The 18891-nt window shown below is 71.5% G+C and carries 21 protein-coding genes; 12 read left to right on the top strand and 9 right to left on the bottom strand.

Annotation, left to right across the window (positions count from 1 at the left end):
• Positions 1-70 precede the first annotated feature (70 nt).
• Positions 71-853 carry an L-histidine N(alpha)-methyltransferase gene (locus AB0F52_RS39970; protein ID WP_360182562.1) on the bottom strand — a complete coding sequence of 261 codons (783 nt, stop codon included), beginning with the start codon at positions 851-853 and terminating at the stop codon, positions 71-73.
• Positions 854-881: 28 nt separating this feature from the next.
• On the opposite strand from AB0F52_RS39970, the gene AB0F52_RS39965 reads away from it, so the two are divergent.
• Positions 882-2339 carry a PLP-dependent aminotransferase family protein gene (locus tag AB0F52_RS39965; protein WP_360182559.1) on the top strand — a complete coding sequence of 486 codons (1458 nt, stop codon included), beginning with the start codon at positions 882-884 and terminating at the stop codon, positions 2337-2339.
• Positions 2340-2355: 16 nt separating this feature from the next.
• Here AB0F52_RS39965 and AB0F52_RS39960 read toward each other — a convergent pair whose 3' ends face one another.
• Entirely contained in the window at positions 2356-3126 is a 771-nt protein-coding gene (locus AB0F52_RS39960; protein ID WP_360182556.1) for an aminoglycoside phosphotransferase family protein, read from the bottom strand.
• 293 nt (positions 3127-3419) lie between these two features.
• Here AB0F52_RS39960 and AB0F52_RS39955 point away from each other — a divergent pair, with 293 nt between their 5' ends.
• A complete protein-coding gene (locus tag AB0F52_RS39955; RefSeq protein ID WP_360182553.1) occupies positions 3420-5189 on the top strand; it encodes an MFS transporter in 1770 nt (589 codons plus the stop codon).
• Positions 5190-5239: 50 nt separating this feature from the next.
• Positions 5240-5518: a hypothetical protein gene (locus tag AB0F52_RS39950; RefSeq protein WP_360182550.1), complete on the top strand. Its 279-nt coding sequence runs from the start codon at positions 5240-5242 to the stop codon at positions 5516-5518.
• 10 nt (positions 5519-5528) lie between these two features.
• Here AB0F52_RS39950 and AB0F52_RS39945 read toward each other — a convergent pair whose 3' ends face one another.
• On the bottom strand, positions 5529-6188 hold the full coding sequence (locus tag AB0F52_RS39945) for a peptidylprolyl isomerase (protein WP_360182547.1): 660 nt from the start codon (positions 6186-6188) through the stop codon (positions 5529-5531).
• 25 nt (positions 6189-6213) lie between these two features.
• On the bottom strand, positions 6214-6471 hold the full coding sequence (locus AB0F52_RS39940; protein WP_013223923.1) for a DUF2631 domain-containing protein: 258 nt from the start codon (positions 6469-6471) through the stop codon (positions 6214-6216).
• Positions 6472-6566: 95 nt separating this feature from the next.
• Between AB0F52_RS39940 and dxr the strand changes: the two genes are divergently transcribed.
• From dxr to AB0F52_RS39920, 4 genes are all read left to right on the top strand, one after another.
• A complete protein-coding gene (dxr, locus tag AB0F52_RS39935; RefSeq protein ID WP_360182544.1) occupies positions 6567-7769 on the top strand; it encodes a 1-deoxy-D-xylulose-5-phosphate reductoisomerase in 1203 nt (400 codons plus the stop codon).
• A 3-nt stretch (positions 7770-7772) separates the two neighbouring features.
• The gene (locus AB0F52_RS39930; protein WP_360182541.1) at positions 7773-9008 is read left to right on the top strand and encodes a site-2 protease family protein; all 1236 of its coding nucleotides are present in this window, start codon (positions 7773-7775) and stop codon (positions 9006-9008) included.
• A gap of 113 nt (positions 9009-9121) precedes the next feature.
• Positions 9122-10273, top strand: coding sequence for a flavodoxin-dependent (E)-4-hydroxy-3-methylbut-2-enyl-diphosphate synthase (gene ispG / locus AB0F52_RS39925; RefSeq protein ID WP_167384597.1), 1152 nt, complete (start codon positions 9122-9124; stop codon positions 10271-10273).
• A 220-nt stretch (positions 10274-10493) separates the two neighbouring features.
• Positions 10494-10682: a hypothetical protein gene (locus AB0F52_RS39920; protein WP_360182537.1), complete on the top strand. Its 189-nt coding sequence runs from the start codon at positions 10494-10496 to the stop codon at positions 10680-10682.
• A 7-nt stretch (positions 10683-10689) separates the two neighbouring features.
• On the opposite strand, the gene AB0F52_RS39915 is transcribed toward AB0F52_RS39920, so the two are convergent.
• Both AB0F52_RS39915 and AB0F52_RS39910 read right to left on the bottom strand, forming a co-directional pair.
• Positions 10690-11493, bottom strand: coding sequence for an alpha/beta hydrolase (locus AB0F52_RS39915; RefSeq protein WP_360182534.1), 804 nt, complete (start codon positions 11491-11493; stop codon positions 10690-10692).
• An 80-nt stretch (positions 11494-11573) separates the two neighbouring features.
• On the bottom strand, positions 11574-11828 hold the full coding sequence (locus tag AB0F52_RS39910) for a hypothetical protein (RefSeq protein WP_103343055.1): 255 nt from the start codon (positions 11826-11828) through the stop codon (positions 11574-11576).
• 84 nt (positions 11829-11912) lie between these two features.
• Between AB0F52_RS39910 and AB0F52_RS39905 the strand changes: the two genes are divergently transcribed.
• Positions 11913-12707, top strand: a complete 795-nt coding sequence (locus AB0F52_RS39905; protein ID WP_360182531.1) for an AraC family transcriptional regulator — start codon at positions 11913-11915, stop codon at positions 12705-12707.
• A 4-nt stretch (positions 12708-12711) separates the two neighbouring features.
• Entirely contained in the window at positions 12712-13104 is a 393-nt protein-coding gene (locus AB0F52_RS39900; protein WP_360182528.1) for a VOC family protein, read from the top strand.
• A 79-nt stretch (positions 13105-13183) separates the two neighbouring features.
• Here AB0F52_RS39900 and AB0F52_RS39895 read toward each other — a convergent pair whose 3' ends face one another.
• Positions 13184-13390, bottom strand: coding sequence for a DUF4177 domain-containing protein (locus AB0F52_RS39895; protein WP_103335566.1), 207 nt, complete (start codon positions 13388-13390; stop codon positions 13184-13186).
• 100 nt (positions 13391-13490) lie between these two features.
• On the opposite strand from AB0F52_RS39895, the gene AB0F52_RS39890 reads away from it, so the two are divergent.
• From AB0F52_RS39890 to map, 3 genes are all read left to right on the top strand, one after another.
• Entirely contained in the window at positions 13491-14345 is an 855-nt protein-coding gene (locus AB0F52_RS39890; RefSeq protein WP_360182525.1) for a GNAT family N-acetyltransferase, read from the top strand.
• Between the two features lie 84 nt (positions 14346-14429).
• The gene (locus tag AB0F52_RS39885) at positions 14430-16220 is read left to right on the top strand and encodes a penicillin-binding transpeptidase domain-containing protein (protein WP_360182522.1); all 1791 of its coding nucleotides are present in this window, start codon (positions 14430-14432) and stop codon (positions 16218-16220) included.
• Positions 16221-16243: 23 nt separating this feature from the next.
• Positions 16244-17101 carry a type I methionyl aminopeptidase gene (map, locus tag AB0F52_RS39880; protein WP_360182519.1) on the top strand — a complete coding sequence of 286 codons (858 nt, stop codon included), beginning with the start codon at positions 16244-16246 and terminating at the stop codon, positions 17099-17101.
• Between the two features lies 1 nt (position 17102).
• Here the strand turns inward: map and AB0F52_RS39875 are convergent, their stop codons facing one another.
• On the bottom strand, positions 17103-17906 hold the full coding sequence (locus AB0F52_RS39875) for an ABC transporter permease (protein WP_199191069.1): 804 nt from the start codon (positions 17904-17906) through the stop codon (positions 17103-17105).
• Positions 17906-18871, bottom strand: a complete 966-nt coding sequence (locus AB0F52_RS39870; protein ID WP_360182516.1) for an ATP-binding cassette domain-containing protein — start codon at positions 18869-18871, stop codon at positions 17906-17908. Before AB0F52_RS39870 ends, AB0F52_RS39875 begins: the two co-directional genes overlap by 1 nt.
• Positions 18872-18891 lie beyond the last annotated feature (20 nt).

Raw genomic sequence — 18891 nt, 5'->3', positions numbered from 1 at the left:
TCGAGGCGTTCGAGGTCCCGGTCGACGACGTCGGTGCTGCCCGCGAGCCGGGGCCGGGGGCGCCGGGCGATCACGGCCTGCTCCCGGTGGCCTTGAAGAACGCGTAGTGGAAGGTGCCGTCTTCGCCGGTGGTCCGGTGCAGGTCCGCGACGCCGTGGTCCCAGCGGTCCTGCGTGATCAGCCCGCGGGCGACGGCTGTTTCGCCGACGCCTTCGACCATCGCGGTGAAGGTGTCGCGGGCGAACCCCGTGACCAGCCCGGGCCGCGACGCGTCGACGTAGACCGTCCGCGGCTCCACGGTGACGTCGCCGAACCCGGCGCCGGTCAGCAGCGGGTGGAGCCGCCGCCCGATGAGGGCGTCGCCGCCGGCGTCGGCCTGCAGCCGGACCAGGCAGTCGATCGCCGCCTGTGCGTGCCCGCTGCGCGGGTGGAAGAACGCCGAACCGTGGTCGCCTTCGATGACGGTGATGGTGCCGCCCGGCCGCAGCAGGGTCATCAGGTGCGCGAGGGCTTTCTCCGGCTCCGGCAGGTGTTCCAGCACGAAGCAGACGAAGACGTGGTCGTACTCGCCGTCCAGGTCGAACAGGTCGGCTTGGCGGAAGTCGACGCCGCTCACTTGCTTGCGTGCCTGGGCGAGGGACGCGGCGGAGACGTCGACCGCGGTCAGGTGCGCGCCCGGGCTGCGGGCCACCAGGTGGACGGTCTGGGCGCCGACGCCGCAGCCGGCCTCCAGCACCCGGCTCCCGGCGGGGTAGGCCGTTCCGGCGTGCAGGAGGTCGGCGAGGGTGTCGGCCTGGTCGCCCAGGCGGCGGGTCTCGGGTTCGGTGTACCCGTGCACGTAAGCGGTGTCCATGAGCCCAGCGTCCTGCGACAATGGCTCGATGGACAGAGCCAAAACCGCGCTCTCCGAGGGGTCCATAGGGTCGGACTTCCTCCAGTTGGACGTCCGCGAGGCGCCGCCGGGCGGGCTGGCGGACTGGCTCGCCCGGCAGCTGCGCGCGGCGATCGCCGACGGCCGGCTCCCGGTCGGCGGCCGGCTGCCCGCGTCCCGGGTGCTGGCCGCCGAGCTGCGCGTGTCGCGGGGTGTGGTGACCGAGGCCTACCAGCGGCTGATCGACGACGGCCACGCCGCGGGCCGCGGCCGGGTGGGCACGGTCGTCGTCGCCGCGCCCGTGCTGCCGCCGGACCCGTCGCCGGACCGGCTTTTCCCCGAGGTCATCACGGCTCTGCCGGGGGTGGAGGTCTTCGACGCGATGCGCGCGGCGCCGGCCCGGATCGACCTCACCCCCGGCGTCCCGGACCTGACGGCGTTCCCGCGCGCGGCGTGGCTGCGGGCCGAGCGGGCGGTGCTGGACGAGCTGGAGCCGTCCCACTTCGGCTACGGCGACCCGCGCGGCGCGCCTTCGATGCGGCTGGCGGTTTCGCGCTGGCTGGCGCGCAACCGCGGGATCCGCGTGGACCCGGGCGAGATCATCATGGTGGCCGGGGTCGCGCAGGCGTTGACGCTGGTGGGCGAGGTGTTGCGGCAGCACGGCCTGGCCGAGATCGCGGTGGAGGACCCGAGTTCGCTGGGCGCGCGCCAGCACCTGCACCACTGCGGTTTGGCGACGCCGCCGGTCCCGGTGGACGACGACGGGCTGCTGGTGTCCGAGCTGCACGCCCCGGCGGTGTTGCTGACTCCGGCGCACCAGTTCCCGATGGGCGTGGTGCTGGGCGGCGAGCGCCGCCGCGAGCTGATGCGCTGGGTGGCCGAGGGCGGCATCGTCGTCGAGGACGACTACGACGCGGAGCACCGCTACGACCGCGCCCCGGTGCCGGCGGTCCGGTCGATGGTGCCGGAGGTCTGTTACACGGGCAGCGTTTCGAAGCTGCTGGCACCGGCGCTGCGCGTCGGCTGGCTGCTGGCGCCGCCGCGCTTCCGCGACGACCTCGTGGCGGCGAAGCGGTTCGCGGACCTGGGCAACCCGGTGCTGGCCCAGCTGGTCCTGGCGCGCTTGATGGAGACCGGCGAGCTGGAGCGTCAGCTGAGGGTGGTCCGCGCCCGGCACCGCCGCCGCCGCGACGCGATGATCCGCGCGGTCGCCGCCGAGTTGCCGGGCGCGGTGGTCCACGGCGCGGCCGCCGGTTTGCACCTGACGGTGACGTTCGACGCCGAGGTGGACGACGTCGCGGTGGCGGCGGCCGCGCTGGCGGAGGGGGTGAAGGTGCAGCCGCTGTCCTGGCACCGGCAACGTCCGGGACGGCCGGGGCTGGTGCTGGGGTACGCGGCCCGGACGGCGACGGAGATCGCCGAGGGCGTGGCCGAGCTCGGGCGGCTGGTGCGGGACTCGCGACCGTGACCACAGAGCGTGCCGCCTACTCGAACAGGTGCCTGTTTTCCCGGCTCCAGGCGAGCCGGCCCGCCAGCTGCTCGAGATGGCCGTCGGCAGCCAAGCCGGCCTGAGGCTGATGCCCCGCTTCGGCCAGCCTCCGGACCTGCGCGAGCACGGTCCGCTGGACGTCGATCACGGCATCGACCAGTCCCGACGTGGACGTCAGGCCGTAGGCGCCGGCGAACACCTCCAAGCGGTGCCGCCGGTGGGGAGGACGGGGATAGCGCAGCGACCGCAGGCATTCGGCGTCATCGCGGAAGGGAGCGACGTACTCCAGGGCGTAGCCGACGTCGTGCAGCCGGGGTGCGGGGCGGGCGTAGTCCCAATCGAGGATGCCGACCGGCTGCTCCCCTTGCCAGACGACGTTCCACGGACCGAAGTCACCGTGGCAGATCACCTCGCTGCCACCGGTTCCGGTCGTTCCGTCGAACCACCTGGACTCCGGCGGCGGCCGAAAGCCGGCCACCGCGTCGTGGTAGTCCCGCAGCAACCGGGCGAACCTCGCCAGACCGGCATCGCCGACCACCTGGGCCCAGCCCTGCGGGCCGGACTCGCCTTCCAGGTAGGTCAGCACCTCACGGCCTTCTTCGTCCAGGCCCAGGAAACGAGGTGCCCACCGGAAACCGACGGCCTCCAGATGGCGGAGCAGCGCGTGGACGGCCGGCGACCACGGAAACGTCGGCCGGCGGACGGTGTCGCCGATCCGCACCACCCGCCGATGTGGCCGGTCCTGCAGCACCTCGTCTGCGGTCACGCGCCCGAACGGTACTCACGGCGCCGCCCGCTTCTGCCGATCCCCTCGCCGTGAGGGGGACCCCCGGTTTCAACATTACCGGGAGGCACCGACAGTTCCCGGCCCGGCGACCGGAGTTGTCCACACCCCGACCCGCCACGCCCGAGTTGTGCACAACCCCCGCCGTAAAGAGTCCTCAAAGGACAGTCAACCCGCTGTGATCATGCTCTCCTGGGCAATCCGCGCCGTTGGTTGCCATACGCAAGCAAGTTGCTTAGCCTAGCTAAGGGACTGGCGAGCAGAGAGGTTGCGCAGTGGCGGAACGCCGGACGTATTCGATCGCGGAACTGGGGCCGCGGTACAAGTGGATCGCGCTGTCCAACACGACGCTGGGCATGCTGATCGCCACGATCAACTCCTCGATCGTGCTGATCGCGCTGCCCGACATCTTCAAGGGCATCGGCATCAACCCCCTGGAGCCGGCCAACACGAGCTACCTGCTGTGGATGATCATGGGCTTCCTCGTGGTCACCGCGGTGCTGGTGGTGAGCTTCGGCAGGCTCGGCGACATGTACGGCCGCGCGAGGATGTACAACCTCGGCTTCGCCGTCTTCACCGTTTCCTCCATCATGCTGGCCGTCACCTGGTTCGACGGTGACGCGGCCGCGCTGTGGCTGATCGGCTGGCGGATCGTGCAGGGCGTCGGCGGTGCCTTCCTGATGGCGAACTCCTCGGCGATCCTCACCGACGCCTTCCCGGCCAACCAGCGCGGGCTCGCGCTCGGCATGAACGGCGTCGCGGCCATCGCCGGCTCGTTCCTCGGCCTGGTCGTGGGCGGGGTGCTCGCTCCGATCGACTGGAACCTGATCTTCCTGGTCTCGGTGCCGTTCGGCGTCATCGGCACGGTCTGGGCGTACCTCAAGCTGCACGACACCGGCGTCCGCAAGCACGCGCGGATGGACTGGTGGGGCAACATCACCTTCGCGGTCGGCCTGATCGCGGTGCTCGTCGGGATCACCTACGGCATCCAGCCCTACGGCTCGTCGCCGACCGGCTGGGGCAGCCCGTTCGTGCTGAGCTGCCTGATCGGCGGCGCCGCCGTGCTGGTCGCCTTCGTGGTCATCGAGACCAAGGTCGACAACCCGCTGTTCCGCCTGTCGCTGTTCCGGATCCGCGCGTTCACCTGGGGCAACGTCGCCAACCTGACGGCCTCCCTCGGCCGCGGCGGGCTGCAGTTCATCCTGATCATCTGGCTGCAGGGCATCTGGCTGCCCCAGCACGGCTACACGTTCGAGCAGACGCCGTTGTGGGCGGGCATCTACATGCTCCCGATGACGGTCGGCTTCCTGCTGGCCGCGCCGACGTCGGGCATCCTCGCCGACCGGATCGGCAGCCGCCTGCTCGCCTCCACCGGGCTGCTGATCACGGCGATCACGTTCCTGCTGCTGATCATCCTGCCGGTGAACTTCGACTACTGGGCGTTCGCGGCGATCCTGCTGATCAACGGCATCGGCATGGGGATGTTCTCCTCGCCCAACCGCGCCGAGGTGATGAACAGCCTCCCGGCCGACGCGCGCGGCTCCGGCGCGGGCATGATGACGACCTTCCAGAACGCGGCGATGGTCCTGTCGATCGGTTTCTTCTTCAGCTTGATCATCGCGGGCCTGTCGAGCAGCCTCCCGGCGACGATGAGCCAGGGCCTGACCGAGCACGGCGTCCCGGCGGCCTCGGCGGCCCAGATCGCCAACCTCCCGGCGGTGGCGGTGCTGTTCGCGGCGTTCCTGGGCTACAACCCGATCCAGCAGCTCCTGGGCGGCCAGCTGTCGTCGCTGCCGCCGGACCAGGCGGCGTTCCTCACGGGGCGCAGCTTCTTCCCGAACCTGATCTCGGGCCCGTTCCAGTCGGGGCTGGCGGTGGCGTTCGGCTTCGCGATCGTCGTGTGCCTGATCGGCGCGGTGGCGTCGTTGCTGACGAAGGACACCCGCCCGGAGAACGGCGAGTCGGTGGGCGAAGAACTCGCCGCGGTCGCCGGGGAGTCGAGCGGCGGGCCGAGCGAACTGGTGTCGCCGTCGACCGAACGCTGAACCACGCGACAAGGGGCCGGGGTCGCACCCCGGCCCCTTGTCGTTCTTCCATGACCTCGTACGTGAAGGTGCGCTGGGACCACGACTTCGCCGACGAGCCGGTCGAGCTGTTCAGCGAACTGGGTGCGGACCGTTTCGAGGTGCGCAAGGTGGCCGTCTACCGCGACGGCCGGGCCGACTGGGCGGACGCGGGGCGCGAGACGGACGAGATCGGGCTGGGGCAGCTGCCGTTCCCCGCCCTCGCGGAGATCGACGCTCAGCCGGAGTTCCACGCGGAAGTCATCACCGCCGCGGAGTTCGAGGTCGCTTGGGCGCGCGCTCGCGAGTGAGCGGTCAGGCCTACCAGCCGACCGTGGCGCGCTGGATCTTCACCGGGTGCGCCGGAGCCCCGTCCAGCGGCCCGTTCGGATCGGTCGGGATGATCCCGTCGGCCACCATCCGGTCGATCGCGGACATCCCGCGGATCACCCGCCCCATGACCGAATAGTTCGCCGGGATGTTCGCGAACGAGTGCACGATGAAGAACTCCGACCCGTTCGTCCCGGGCCCCTGGTTTCCCATCGCGATCGTCCCGCGCGGGTACGTCTCGGCACCCGAAACCTCGTCCGGGAACTTGTACCCCGGCCCGCCCTTCTCGACTTCGTAGATGTCTCCGCACTGGAGCACCCCGAGCCGAGCCGAATTCGAAAGCCGCCAGCACTGGGAGCGGTCGTAGAACCGCTGCAAAACCAGCGAAACCATGTTGTGCACCGCGCACGGAGCAGCTCCCGCGCGGTCCAGCCGCACCGTCACCGGCCCGTAGTTGAACCGGAACGTCACGTCCACGGTCCCTCGGGTCGGCGCCACGGGCAACGGACGCACCACGGGACGCGCCGCCGGGTTGTCCGGGGTCGGCGTGAAGGTGCACCGGACCAACGGCACCGAAGCCGATGCCGGCGCGGCGGGCACCACCAGGGCACCCAGAACAGCGAACACAGCCAGTCCCCAGCGCAGCTTCATGCCGGGGACGTTAGCGAATGACGAACTACTTGCGCCAGGCCGTGCGCTGCTTGCGGATGTCCAGCACCAGCAGCAGCACGAGGAACAGCGCCAGGCCGACCAGCCACACGTTCTCGGTGTTGTTCTCGTGGTTGCCCTTGATCATCACGAGCAGGATGATCGCGCTGACCCAGCCGGCGATGCGGGTGGCCTTCGGGAACGAGCCGTGCCAGCCCCAGGCCGCGGACGGCTCGTCGCGCGGGTCGACCTCGGGCCGCCTCTTCTCGACCGCCTTGCCTGCCACGATGAACTCCCTCAAACCCCGTGAACCTCGGACCCGCCGATGATCCCACACCTCCGGGTGCGCCGCGGAGACGCCCCGCGCGACAATGACCGGCGATGACTACCTCGCGAAGCGTTCTCGTGCTCGGCTCGACCGGGTCCATCGGCGTGCAGGCCCTCGACGTCGCCGCGCGCAACCCGCACCTGTTCCGGGTGGCCGGGATCGCCGCCGGTGGGGCCGATCCGGCCGCGCTCGCCGCCCAGGCGATCGCGCACGGCGTCGAGGCCGTCGCCGTGACCAGGGCCACGGCCGCCGAAGACGTCCAGCTCGCGCTGTACGCCGAAGCGCAGAAGCGCGGGTACGCCCGGGGCGAGTTCAAGCTCCCGCGGCTCTTCGCGGGGTCCGACGCGGTCACCGAGCTGATCGACGCCGTCAAGGTCGACACCGTCCTCAACGCGCTGCCGGGCTCCCGCGGCCTCGAGCCGACGCTGCGGGCGCTCGCCACCGGCGCCACCCTGGCCCTGGCCAACAAGGAGTCCCTCATCGCCGGCGGGCCGCTGGTGCTCGCCGCCGCCAAGCCCGGGCAGTTCGTGCCCGTCGACTCCGAGCACTCCGCCATCGCCCAGGCCCTGCGCGCCGGGCACCGGAGCGAGGTCGCCCGGCTGGTCCTCACCGCGTCCGGCGGCCCGTTCCGCGGCCGCAAGCGCGCGGAGCTGGCCGGCGTCACCGTCGAGCAGGCGATGGCGCACCCGACCTGGTCCATGGGTCCGCTCATCACGATCAACTCCGCCACCCTGGTCAACAAGGGCCTGGAGCTGATCGAGGCGGCGCTGCTGTTCGACATCGAGCCCGCGAAGATCGACGTCACCGTGCACCCGCAGTCGATCGTGCACTCGATGGTGACCTTCGCCGACGGCTCGACGATCGCCCAGGCCAGCCCGCCCGACATGCGGCTGCCCATCGCGCTCGCGCTGCACTGGCCCGACCGGGTCCCCGGCGCCGCCGCCGCGTGCACCTGGGACCAGGCCGCGACCTGGACGTTCGAGCCGCTGGACGACGAGGCCTTCCCGGCCGTGGAGCTGGCCCGGCACTGCGGTACCGAGGGCGGCTGCCTGCCCGCGGTCTACAACGCCGCGAACGAGGAGCTGGTGTCCGCCTTCCTGGCGCAGAACACCAGCTTCACGTCGATAGTGGACACTGTTTCCGAGGTGGTGGGAGCCGCCGACGAATGGCGTCGCGAACCACGCGACGTCGAGGACGTTCTCGCGGCCGAGCGGTGGGCTCGTGCGCGGGCCGGTTCGATCATCGAGGGGAAGTAGCGGGTGCTCGCCTACATCATCGGTGTGGTGCTCTTCGCGCTGGGGATCTGCGTCTCAGTCGCACTGCACGAGGCCGGCCACATGGTCACCGCGAAGGCCTTCGGCATGAAGGTCCGCCGGTACTTCGTGGGCTTCGGGCCCACGGTGTTCTCCTGGCGCCGCGGCGAGACCGAGTACGGCCTGAAGTGGATTCCGCTCGGCGGGTTCTGCGACATCGCCGGCATGACGGCGCTCGACGAAGTGACCCCGGACGAGGCGCCGCGCGCGATGTGGCGGTTCAAGACCTGGAAGCGCACCGTCGTGATGTCGGCCGGGTCGATCACCCACTTCATCCTGGGCTTCCTGGTCCTCTACCTGATGGCCGTGACCATGGGCCTGCCGAAGCTGGCGCCCGCCCCGACCGAGCCGGTGCTGGCCGCCACCTCCTGCGCCCAGTCGGCCACGACGAAGGAGCAGGCCGAGGCCCAGTCCAAGGCCAAGAACTCCGGCTGCCCGGCGGACGCGCCGACCCCGGCGGCGACGGCCGGGCTGCGGCCCGGCGACAAGGTGACCGCGGTCGGCGGGAAGCCGGTCGCGACCTGGGAGGAGATGCTCGCCGCCGTGCAGGCCACCAGCGGCCGGACGGTGTTCCAGGTGCAGCGTGGCGGTCAGGCCCTGTGGCTCGTCGTCGACGTGCCGAAGGTGCAGCGCTGGAACGGCGCCACCGTCAAGGAAGTCGGCATGATCGGCGCCTCGCCCCAGCAGCCGGAGCTGACCACGCAGTACGGCCCGGTCGCCGCGGTCGGCGCCACGGTCAGCTTCACCGGCACGATGTTCGCCGAGACGGCGCAGCGGCTCATCCAGTTCCCTCAGCGCATCCCCGCCGTGGTCACCGCGATCTTCGGCGGCGTACGCGACGAGAACACCCCGGTCAGCGTCGTCGGCGCGAGCCGGATCGGCGGCCAGGCGGTCGAGCAGGGCCTCTGGGTGCTGTTCTTCTTCCTGCTGGCCAGCCTGAACTTCTTCATCGGCGTGTTCAACCTGCTGCCGCTGCTGCCGCTGGACGGCGGGCACATCGCGGTGGTCTGGTACGAGCGCGTCCGCGACTGGATCCGGGCGCGGCGGGGCAAGGTGGCCGGGGGACCGGTCGACTACACGAAACTGTCCGGGATCACGATGGCACTGGTGCTCATCGGCGGCGCCGTGACGCTACTCACCGTGACGGCCGACATCGTCAACCCGATCCGGATCGGCCAGTAGTCCCACGGAGGGGGTGCGGTCCGCCCGGGACCGCTCACCCCCTCCGTAATACTGCTCACCGTGACGGTTGACATGGTGAAGGTGGCCCAGTAGGGGTAGGTACGCTGGAAGCCGTGACCGTCGCACTCGGTATGCCCGCCCTGCCCCCGCCCGTCCTGTCCGAGCGTCGCAAGACCCGCCAGCTCCAGGTGGGTCCGGTCGGCGTCGGCAGCGACCACCCGATCTCCGTCCAGTCGATGACGACGACGCTCACCTCCGACGTCAACGCGACCCTGCAGCAGATCGCCGAGCTGACCGCCGCGGGCTGCGACATCGTCCGCGTCGCGTGCCCGTCGGCCGACGACGCCGAGGCGCTGCCCGCGATCGCGCGGAAGTCGCAGATCCCGGTGATCGCCGACATCCACTTCCAGCCGAAGTACGTCTTCGCCGCGATCGAGGCCGGCTGCGCGGCCGTGCGCGTCAACCCGGGCAACATCCGGAAGTTCGACGACCAGGTCAAGGAGATCGCGCAGGCCGCGAAGGACCACGGCACGCCGATCCGGATCGGCGTCAACGCCGGCTCGCTCGACAAGCGGATCATGGACAAGTACGGCAAGGCGACGCCGGAGGCGCTGGCCGAGTCGGCGCTGTGGGAGGCGTCGCTGTTCGCCGAGCACGACTTCCACGACATCAAGATCTCGGTGAAGCACAACGACCCGGTGGTCATGGTGCGCGCCTACGAGATCCTCGCCGAGCAGTGCGACTACCCGCTGCACCTCGGCGTCACCGAGGCGGGCCCGGCCTTCCAGGGCACGATCAAGTCGGCCGTCGCGTTCGGCGCGCTGCTGCGCCAGGGCATCGGCGACACGATCCGCGTCTCGCTGTCCGCGCCGCCGGTCGAAGAGGTCAAGGTCGGCATCCAGATCCTGCAGTCGCTGAACCTCAAGCAGCGCAAGCTGGAGATCGTGTCGTGCCCGTCGTGCGGCCGGGCGCAGGTCGACGTCTACACGCTCGCCGAGCAGGTCACGGCCGGGCTCGAGGGCATGGAGATCCCGCTGCGCGTGGCCGTCATGGGCTGCGTCGTGAACGGCCCGGGCGAGGCCCGCGAGGCTGACCTCGGGGTCGCGTCGGGCAACGGCAAGGGCCAGATCTTCGTCAAGGGCGAGGTCATCAAGACCGTGCCCGAGCACGCGATCGTCGAGACGCTCATCGAAGAGGCCATGCGCATCGCCGAAGAGGCGGGCGAGTCCCTCGGCGAGGGCGCGCCGGTGGTCACCGCCGGCTGAGGTCTTCGGGGGTTCCGGCGCCGGTTGGCCGGTCGCGACGGCTATTCACGGGTGCTCGGCTTCGACGTCCTGAGCTTGCCGTCCGGTGCGCGCTGGCTCGATCTCTGCTGCGGCAGCGGGCGGGCGCTCCTGGACGCGGCCGAGGCCCGGCCGGAACTGGACATCACGGGCGTCGACCTCGTCGGCTACTTCGCGGCGGCCGGGCCCGTGCGGCGGCGGCGTGTTCGTGCCGAACTTCGACGTCGCGGGCATCGAGGCGCCGGGCGGGACGCGCCGGGTTCTGCGCGCGTTGCGCGAAGCGGGTTTCACGTACGACTCGAGAGCACACCGGATCCGGCGGGACGGCCCCGGCTACACGGGCCGGCCCGCGGTCGGTTCGCACTACGAACCCGGTGTCCTGCCCGGGTGATCGGTGCTCAGCGGGCACGGGCCGCGAGACCGCGGACCGCGCCGGCGACGGCGCGGAAGTCCTTGCGCAGGATGGCGCCGTGGTTGCTCGCGACCTTCTCGCTGGTGATGTTCGCTTTCCGGGCGGTCACCGCGTCGAGGGCGGCGCGGATCCGCTCCTGCTCGTCGCCCTTGCTGCCCAGCGACGTGCCCGAGGCGACCACGTACCGCACCGGGACCGTCAGGCCGTCCAGCACCGGACCCAGCTCGCGCTCGCGGGAAAGCTTGCCGAGTTCGATGTTGCTCTCGGCCTGCTGGGCCGCGGTCATCCGCGGGGCCAGCCCGGTCGGGCGCAGCAGCGGCAGGAACCAGCTCATCCGCTTGAACAGCTTGCGGATCCGCTGCTCCATGGCGTCGTCGAGCCAGTCGTGCGGGAAGGCGCCGTCGACCAGGACCGCACCGACGGCCCGGCCCGGGTTGCGCTCGGCCCAGTGCGCCGCGACGACCGCGCCGTAGGACCAGCCGACCACCAGCGCCCGCTCCACGCCCCGGGCGGCGAGGACGGCGTCGACGTCGCGGACAGCGGCCTCGAACGAGTAGTCGGCCGAGCGCCGCGACTTGCCGCGGGCCCGCTCGTCGTAGGTGATGTGCCGGAACTCCGGTCCGAGTTCGGCGAGGACGCGGCGCCAGTAGCCCTGGGTGGCGAACTGGCCGTTGAGGTAGACCACGGGGAGGCCGGGCCCGCCGGTGTCGGTGACGGCCAGTGCCGTGTCTTCCACCGGCACCAGGCCGGTCCAGTCCGCGGTGATCGGGGCAGTGCTGTTCTCGGTCATGCGGTGACTGTGCGCGGCGCGCCTGACACCGGCCTGACACCGCACGGACACTGCCCGTGCGATCGTCGCGCAGGCACGCCCTAGCCCTGGAGGTGGTGCTGGGCGGCGTCGCGGATCTGCAGGCGGACGTTCTCGAGCGCGGCCGCGACCTCGTCGATCTGCTGGGAAGCGAGCTGGATGGCGCCCTGGATCGCGGTCGCGGAGGACGTCTCCCCGAGCAGGCCGAGCACGTGGGCCTGGAGGTCTTCGAGGTCGCTCTTCGTGGCGAGCGCGATGCCGGTCGGCACCTGGTCGGCGAGCAGCTCCAGCTGCTGCGCCTGCTCTTGGATCGTCATCGGGGTGTTTCCTTCCGCGGTGGGGACGCACTGTCCGTGTTAGCAGACGCGGAACTGTCGGTGGTGACGATTAGGCTCGTATTCGTGAGCGTGACCTGGGCCCTCCACGAGCCGCACCCGGTGGTGCGGCCCCTGGTCACGCGCTATGTGGGGTACGCGCAGGACGACGTCACGCTGGCCGTCCACCGCGGGCTGCCGTCCCGGCATGTGACGCTCGTCATCAGCCTCGCCGGGCCGGTGCGGATGGCCGGGCAGAGCCTGCAGGCGCTGGTCGGCGGGCTGCACACCCGCGCGGTGCTGATCCGGCAGGACCGCGTGCAGGAGGGCGTGCAGCTGGAGCTCGACCCGCTGGGCGTCCGGACGCTGTTCGGGGTGACGGCGGCCGAGCTGAGCGGCGAGGTGGCCGACCTGGCGGAGTTCGGTCTCGGCTGGTTGCCCGAAAGGCTGAGGGAGCTGTCTTGGCGCGAGCGGTTCGCGCTGCTGGACGACGTCCTGGCGGCCCGGGCCGTCGAGCCGGTGGTGCCGCCGCCCGAGCTGGGGGAGGCGTGGCGCCGGCTGCGGGGTGCGGACGGGCGGGTGCGCGTCGCGGATCTCGCGGACGAGGTCGGCTGGAGCCGCCGCCACCTGGGCGAGCGGTTCCGCACGGAGCTGGGGCTGGCGCCGAAGCAGGCGGCGCGGGTGCTGCGGTTCGAGCGGGCCGGGCGCCTGCTGCGGCGCGGGCGGACTGACCTGGCGGCGCTGGCGGCGGAGTGCGGGTTCTACGACCAGGCGCACCTGACGAACGAATGGCGCGCGCTGGCGGGGTGCACGCCGGGGACGTGGATCGCCGAGGAGCTCCCGTTCCTCCAAGACCAGGAGGCGGAGGTGGCGCGAAGCTGACGGCATGACTCCTGAACCGAACGTCTGGCCCGCCCTCCGCTACGACGACGCCCCGGCCGCGGTCCGCTTCCTCGTCGACGTCCTCGGCTTCACCGAAGCGCTGGTGGTGCCCGAGGGGGATCGGCTGATCGCGCACGCCGAGCTGCGCTGGCCCGAGGGCGGCGCGGTGATGCTGGGCAGCGTCCGCCCGCCGGACGGCGTCCACGACGCGATGAAGCCGGGTGCGTCCGCGGTGTACGTGGTGTCGGACAAGGTCGACGAGGTGTACGCGCGGGTGCAGTCCGCGGGTGCGGAGATCACGGCCGAGCTGACGGACACCGAGTACGGCTCGCACACGTTCAGCCTGCGCGACCCGGAGGGCAACGCCTGGACGATCGGCACCTACCGCGGCGCTTGACCGGACCCGGCCTCGGAGTGCCGCGAATGACTCATTCGGGACCTCCGACGTCCCGAATGAGTCATTCGCGACGCGCCCGCTACTGCACCGGCCGCTCGAAGGTCACCAGCAGCCCTTCGACCCCGCCGGGCCCGACCCGGCCCTTCACCTCGGTGGCCGTGATGGCCTTCAGCTGCCACCCGTCCTCGGCGTGGTCGTTCAGCAGTTTCTCCAGCTTGCCGCCCGACATCTTGCCGCCGAGCAGCTTCTCGCGGACCTCGACGACCTTGTACGCATAACGCTGCATACCTCCGATACTGCCCGGAATGCCCGGCGGCGGCTGTTCATCTCACCGTGTCGGAAGGCTTGCGTTCCGTTTAGCAGTCGAATCTGGCACCCTGGAGCCCGTGTTGCGGCTTGCAGGTGCACGGCTGCTCGATGATCGGGACTATCCGGCGGTCCGTGCCGCGCTGGCCGCCGACCCGGTGGGCAGCTGCATGGTCAGCGCCCGGGTCGAGGCCGCGGGCCTCGACCCGTGGCGGCTCGGTGGCGAGCTCTGGGCCGCCGACAGCCGTCCGGTCCGGGCCGGGCGGCTCCAAGGGCTGTGCTTTTCCGGGCCCAACCTCATCCCCCTGCGCGGCAACGCGCCCGCGTTGCGCTCCTTCGCCGACCGCGCACTGAGAAGGCAGCGCACCTGCTCCTCGCTCGTCGGCCCGGCCGAGCAGGTCCTCGGCCTGTGGGACGAACTCGAAGGCGAGTGGGGCCCGGCTCGCGAGATCCGGGGCGACCAGCCGCTGATGGCGCTGGACAGCACCCCGCTCGTCGCCGCCGATCCGCAGGTCCGGCCCGTCCGGTCGGACGAGCTCGAGCGGTACCTGCCCGCGGCCGTCTCGATGTTCATCGAGGAGGTCGGCGTCGATCCGCGCAGTGGTGACGGCGGCGCCAGCTACCGCGCCCGGGTCACCGAGCTGATCGCGGCCGGCCGCGCGTTCGCCCGCTTCGAGGACGGCGAGGTCGTCTTCAAGGCCGAGATCGGCGCCATGTCGGCCACCGTCGGGCAGATCCAGGGCGTCTGGGTGCACCCCGACCGCCGGGGCGACGGGGTCGGCACCGCCGGGACCGCCGCGGTCGTGAACCGGCTGGTCCGCGGCCTCGGCCGCACCGCCAGCCTCTACGTCAACGCCTTCAACACCCCCGCTCTCGCGGCCTACCGCAAGATCGGGTTCGAGCAGGTCGGCCAGTACGCGACGGTGCTGTTCTAAACGCTGTTCCAAACCTGGTCCAACCACCCTTCCGTGGCGGTGTTGCGAAGCCGCCGCAACGCTCTGACCAGGCATCATCCGGCCATGAGCGCACGTCGACACCGTGCTCTCGCGGTGCTGCTGCTCGTCGCCGCGACCACGGCCGGGTGCTCGGGCGACAGTCCCGAGGACGCCCTCTCCGCCTTCCTGGACGCCGTCGCGTCCGGGGACGTCGCCGCCGCGGCGGCGAACACGGACTCACCCGAAGCCGCCAAAGCCGTCCTGAGCCAGGTCCGCGGCGTGCTCGACCCCGAGGCCCTCGACGTCGACGACGAAGAGGTGAAACAGCCGGACGGCGACGTCGTGACCGCCGGCTACCGGCTCACCTGGCACCTGCCGCACGGCCGCACCTGGTCCTACCGCGCGGACGCCCAGCTGCGGGCGGCCGAGAACGGCTGGCAGGTGCACTGGCAGCCGACGGTGGTGCACCCCCAGCTGGCCGTCGGCCAGACCCTCGGCCTGCTGCCGCAGCTGCCGGAGACGGCCCCGGTCCTCGACCGCGACGGCGTGGCGCTGATGCGCCCGCAGACGGTGATCGGGGTGGTCGTCGACCCGCAGAAGGCCGGCGACGCGAACGCCGTCGCCGGGACGCTGGCCAAGGCGCTGCACCGGTACGAGCCCTCGGTCACCGGCCGGTCCGTGCTGGACGGGATGAGCAAGACCAAGCCCGGCGACGCCTACCCGGTGATCACCCTGCGCGCCGGCGACTACCAGCGCGTCAAGCCGGCGATCTACGACCTGCCCGGCGTCCGCTTCGCCAGCCAGGAGCGGCTGCTGCCGGTGACCCGTGGGTCGGGGCAGCAGGTCCTGCCCGGCATCCGCGCGCTGGTCGAGCAGCAGCTGGCCGGGGCGGCGGGCTGGCGGATCGTCACCCGCGACGTCACCGGCGGCGAGGCCGCCGAGCTCATGGCCGAGCCGCCGCGGCCCGCGCCCGCCGTCACCAGCACGCTCAGCGCGAAGATCCAGGCCGCCGCCGAGAAGGCCCTCGAACCCGAGCCGTACTCCGCCGCGCTGGTCGCGATCCAGCCCTCGAGCGGGGACATCCTCGCCGTGGCGCAGAACGCCGCCGCCGACGAGGAGGGCTCGCTGGCCCTGTCCGGGCGCTACCCGCCGGGTTCGACGTTCAAGATCGTCACGGCGGCGGCCGCGCTGTCGGCGGGGGAGGTGGAGGCGGGCAGCCCGGTCGACTGCCCGGGGACGACGACGATCGAAAACCGCGTCGTGCCGAACGAAGGCCGGTTCGATCTGGGCCGGGTGCCGCTGAAGACGGCGTTCGCGCGGTCCTGCAACACGACCTTCGCCCGGCTCGCCGCCGGTCTCGCCGGCTCGTCGCTCACCGACACCGCCCGCTCCTTCGGCCTCGGCGCCGACTTCGTCGTCCCGGGCCTGACCACGGTCACCGGCGACGTCCCGGCCAGCGACTCCGCCGTTCAGCGGGCGGAGAACGGCTTCGGCCAGGGCCGGGTGCTGACCAGCCCGTTCGGCATGGCGCTGGTCGCGGCCACCGTGCAGGCCGGGAAGGTGCCGTCGCCGTCCATCGTCAAGGGCATGCCGGCGGCCACGAAGAACGTCGGCGACCCGCCGTCGCAGGAGGTCCTCGACGCGCTGCGCGGGATGATGCGGGACGTCGTCACGGTGGGCACCGCGACCGGGCTGCGGGACATCCCCGACGTCGCGGGCAAGACCGGCACCGCCCAGTTCGGCGACGGCTCCCACTCGCACGGGTGGTTCGTCGGCTACCGCGGCGACCTGGCGTTCGCCGTGCTCCTCACCGACGCCGGGTCGTCCAAGCCGGCGGTGCAGGCCGCACACCGGTTCCTGGCGGGGATCGGTTGACCGGACCGTCGTAAGGTGGAGGCATGTCCGTTCGTGCCCCGCTCGTTCCCGGCGTCCAGACGCCGCGCCGTGACGTCCCCAGTTCCATCGCCCGTCCCGAGTACGTGGACAAGCCGGCGCCGAAGCGGGACACCGGCAGCGGCGTGCGCACGCCCGAGGTGATCGAGGCGATGCGGATCGCGAGCCGCATCGCGGCCCAGGCCCTGGAGGAGGGCGGCAAGGCCGTCAAGCCGGGCGCCACCACGGACGACATCGACAAGGTCGTGCACGAGTTCCTCCTCGACCACCACGCCTACCCCTCGACGCTGGGCTACCGCCGCTTCCCGAAGTCGTGCTGCACCTCGCTCAACGAGGTGATCTGCCACGGCATCCCGGACTCGACGGTGATCGAGGACGGCGACATCTGCAACATCGACGTCACCGCCTACATCGGCGGCGTCCACGGCGACACGAACGCGACCTTCCTGGCCGGCGACGTCTCGGAAGAGGCCCGCCTGCTGGTGGAGCGCACCCGCGAGGCGACGATGCGGGCGATCAAGGCGGTCCGGCCGGGGCGCCAGCTGAACGTCATCGGCCGGGTCATCGAGGCCTACGCCAAGCGCTTCGGCTACGGCGTGGTCCGCGACTTCACCGGCCACGGCGTCGGCCCGGCGTTCCACACGCCCCCGACGGTCCTGCACTACGAAGAGCCCTCCGTCGACACGATCATCGAGGAGGGCATGACCTTCACGATCGAGCCGATGATCACCCTGGGCACCATCGACTACGACATCTGGTCCGACGACTGGACCGTCACCACGAAGGACAAGAAGTGGACGGCCCAGTTCGAGCACACCCTCGTGGTGACGGCCGACGGCAGCGAGATCCTCACGCTGCCCTGAGTCAATGGCTGGTGGCCTTCTTGTAGCAGCGCACCGAAAGCGGCACGAAGACCACCAGCAACACCGCGATCCACAGCACCGAGGCCAGGAGCGCGTGCTGCATCGGCCAGACGTCGCGCGGCGGGAGGGCCGCGCTCGTGTTGCCGAACAGCTCCCGCGCCGCCTGCGTGACCGCCGAAACCGGGTTCCAGTCCGCGATCGCGCGCAGCGGGCCGGGCAGCCGTCCGCTGTCGACGAAGGTGTTGGCCAGGAACGTCAGCGGGAAGACGACCACCATCGAGACGTTGTTGAACACCTCGGGCTTGCGCACGGCCAGGCCGAGCGCGCCCATCACCCACGACAGCGCGTAGGAAAACGCCAGCAGCAGGACGATTCCGCCCAGCGCCTCGAGCACGCCGGTGTGGATGCGCCAGCCGACCAGCAGGCCGACCAGGCCCATGATGAGCAGGCTCGCCGTGCTGAGGATGAGATCGGCGGTGGTCCGCCCGATCAGGACGGCGGCCGGTGACATCGGCAGCGAGCGGAACCGGTCGATGATGCCCTTCTGCAGGTCGTCGGTCAGCCCGTAGCCGGTGACGATGCCGCCCATCGCCACCGCGAGCGTGAAGATCCCCGGCAGCATGAACTCGCGGTAGGACAGGCCGGGGATGTCGATGACGCTGCCGAACACGTACCCGAAGAGCAGGACGAACATCACCGGCGTGAACACGAGGGACCCGAGCAGGTCCAGCGACCGGAAGATCTTGATCGAGTTGCGCTTGGCGACCGTCACGCCGTCGGTCACGGCCATCTGCACCGCGTTCATCACACGGCCTCCTTCGCGAGTTCGGCGGGCTCGGCCGGTTCGTGGCCGGTCAGGGTGAGGAAGACGTCGTCGAGGGTGGGGCGGCGGACGCCGACGTCACGGACGTCGACGCCGTCGGCCGCCAGCAGCGCCAGCGCTTCGGTAAGCGCTTTCGCGCCGTGGGACACGGGCACGGTGAGCCGGAAGCCCTCGGCCTGCGGCTCGCCGCTCGACAGGCGGGCCAGCGCCCGCTGCGCGACGGCGACGTCGTCGTGCGTGCCGACGGTCAGCTCGATCCGCTCCCCGCCGACGAGGTCCTTGAGCTCGTCGGCCGTGCCGCGGGCGATCACGCGCCCGTGGTCGACGACGGCGATGCTGTCGGCCAGCCGGTCGGCCTCCTCCAGGTACTGGGTGGTCAGCAGCAGCGTCGTGCCGCCCGCGACCAGCTCGGTGATGACGTCCCACAGCTCGGTGCGGGCCCGCGGGTCGAGCCCGGTGGTGGGCTCGTCGAGGAACAGCACCGGCGGGTTGGCCACGAGCGCGCCGGCCAGGTCGAGGCGGCGCCGCATGCCGCCGGAGTAGCCCCTGACCGGGCGGTCGGCGGCGTCGGCCAGGCTGAACCGGGCGAGCAGCTCCCGGCCGCGGGCCTTGGCCCGCTTGGTGCCCAGGTGGTAGAGCCTGCCGACCATCTCGAGGTTCTCGGCCCCGGTCAGTTCCAGGTCGACGGCGGCGTACTGACCCGAAGCGCCGATGTGCGACCGCAGCTCCTGCGCGTCCTTCACGACGTCGAACCCGGCGACCGTCGCCCGGCCCGCGTCCGGCTTCTGCAGCGTCGTGAGGATCTGGACGGTGGTGGTCTTCCCGGCGCCGTTCGGCCCGAGCACGCCGAGCACCGTGCCTTCCGGTACCGACAAGGTCATCCCGTCGAGCGCGGTGACCTTCCCGTACTTCTTGACCAGTCCCTCGGCCACGATGGCGTCTGCCATGGATCTTCCCCTTCGTGTGT

This window comes from Amycolatopsis sp. NPDC024027 (genome assembly GCF_040638975.1).
In the GTDB taxonomy this organism is placed as follows: Bacteria; Actinomycetota; Actinomycetes; order Mycobacteriales; family Pseudonocardiaceae; genus Amycolatopsis.
This window is presented reverse-complemented; position numbering and strand designations above follow the sequence as displayed.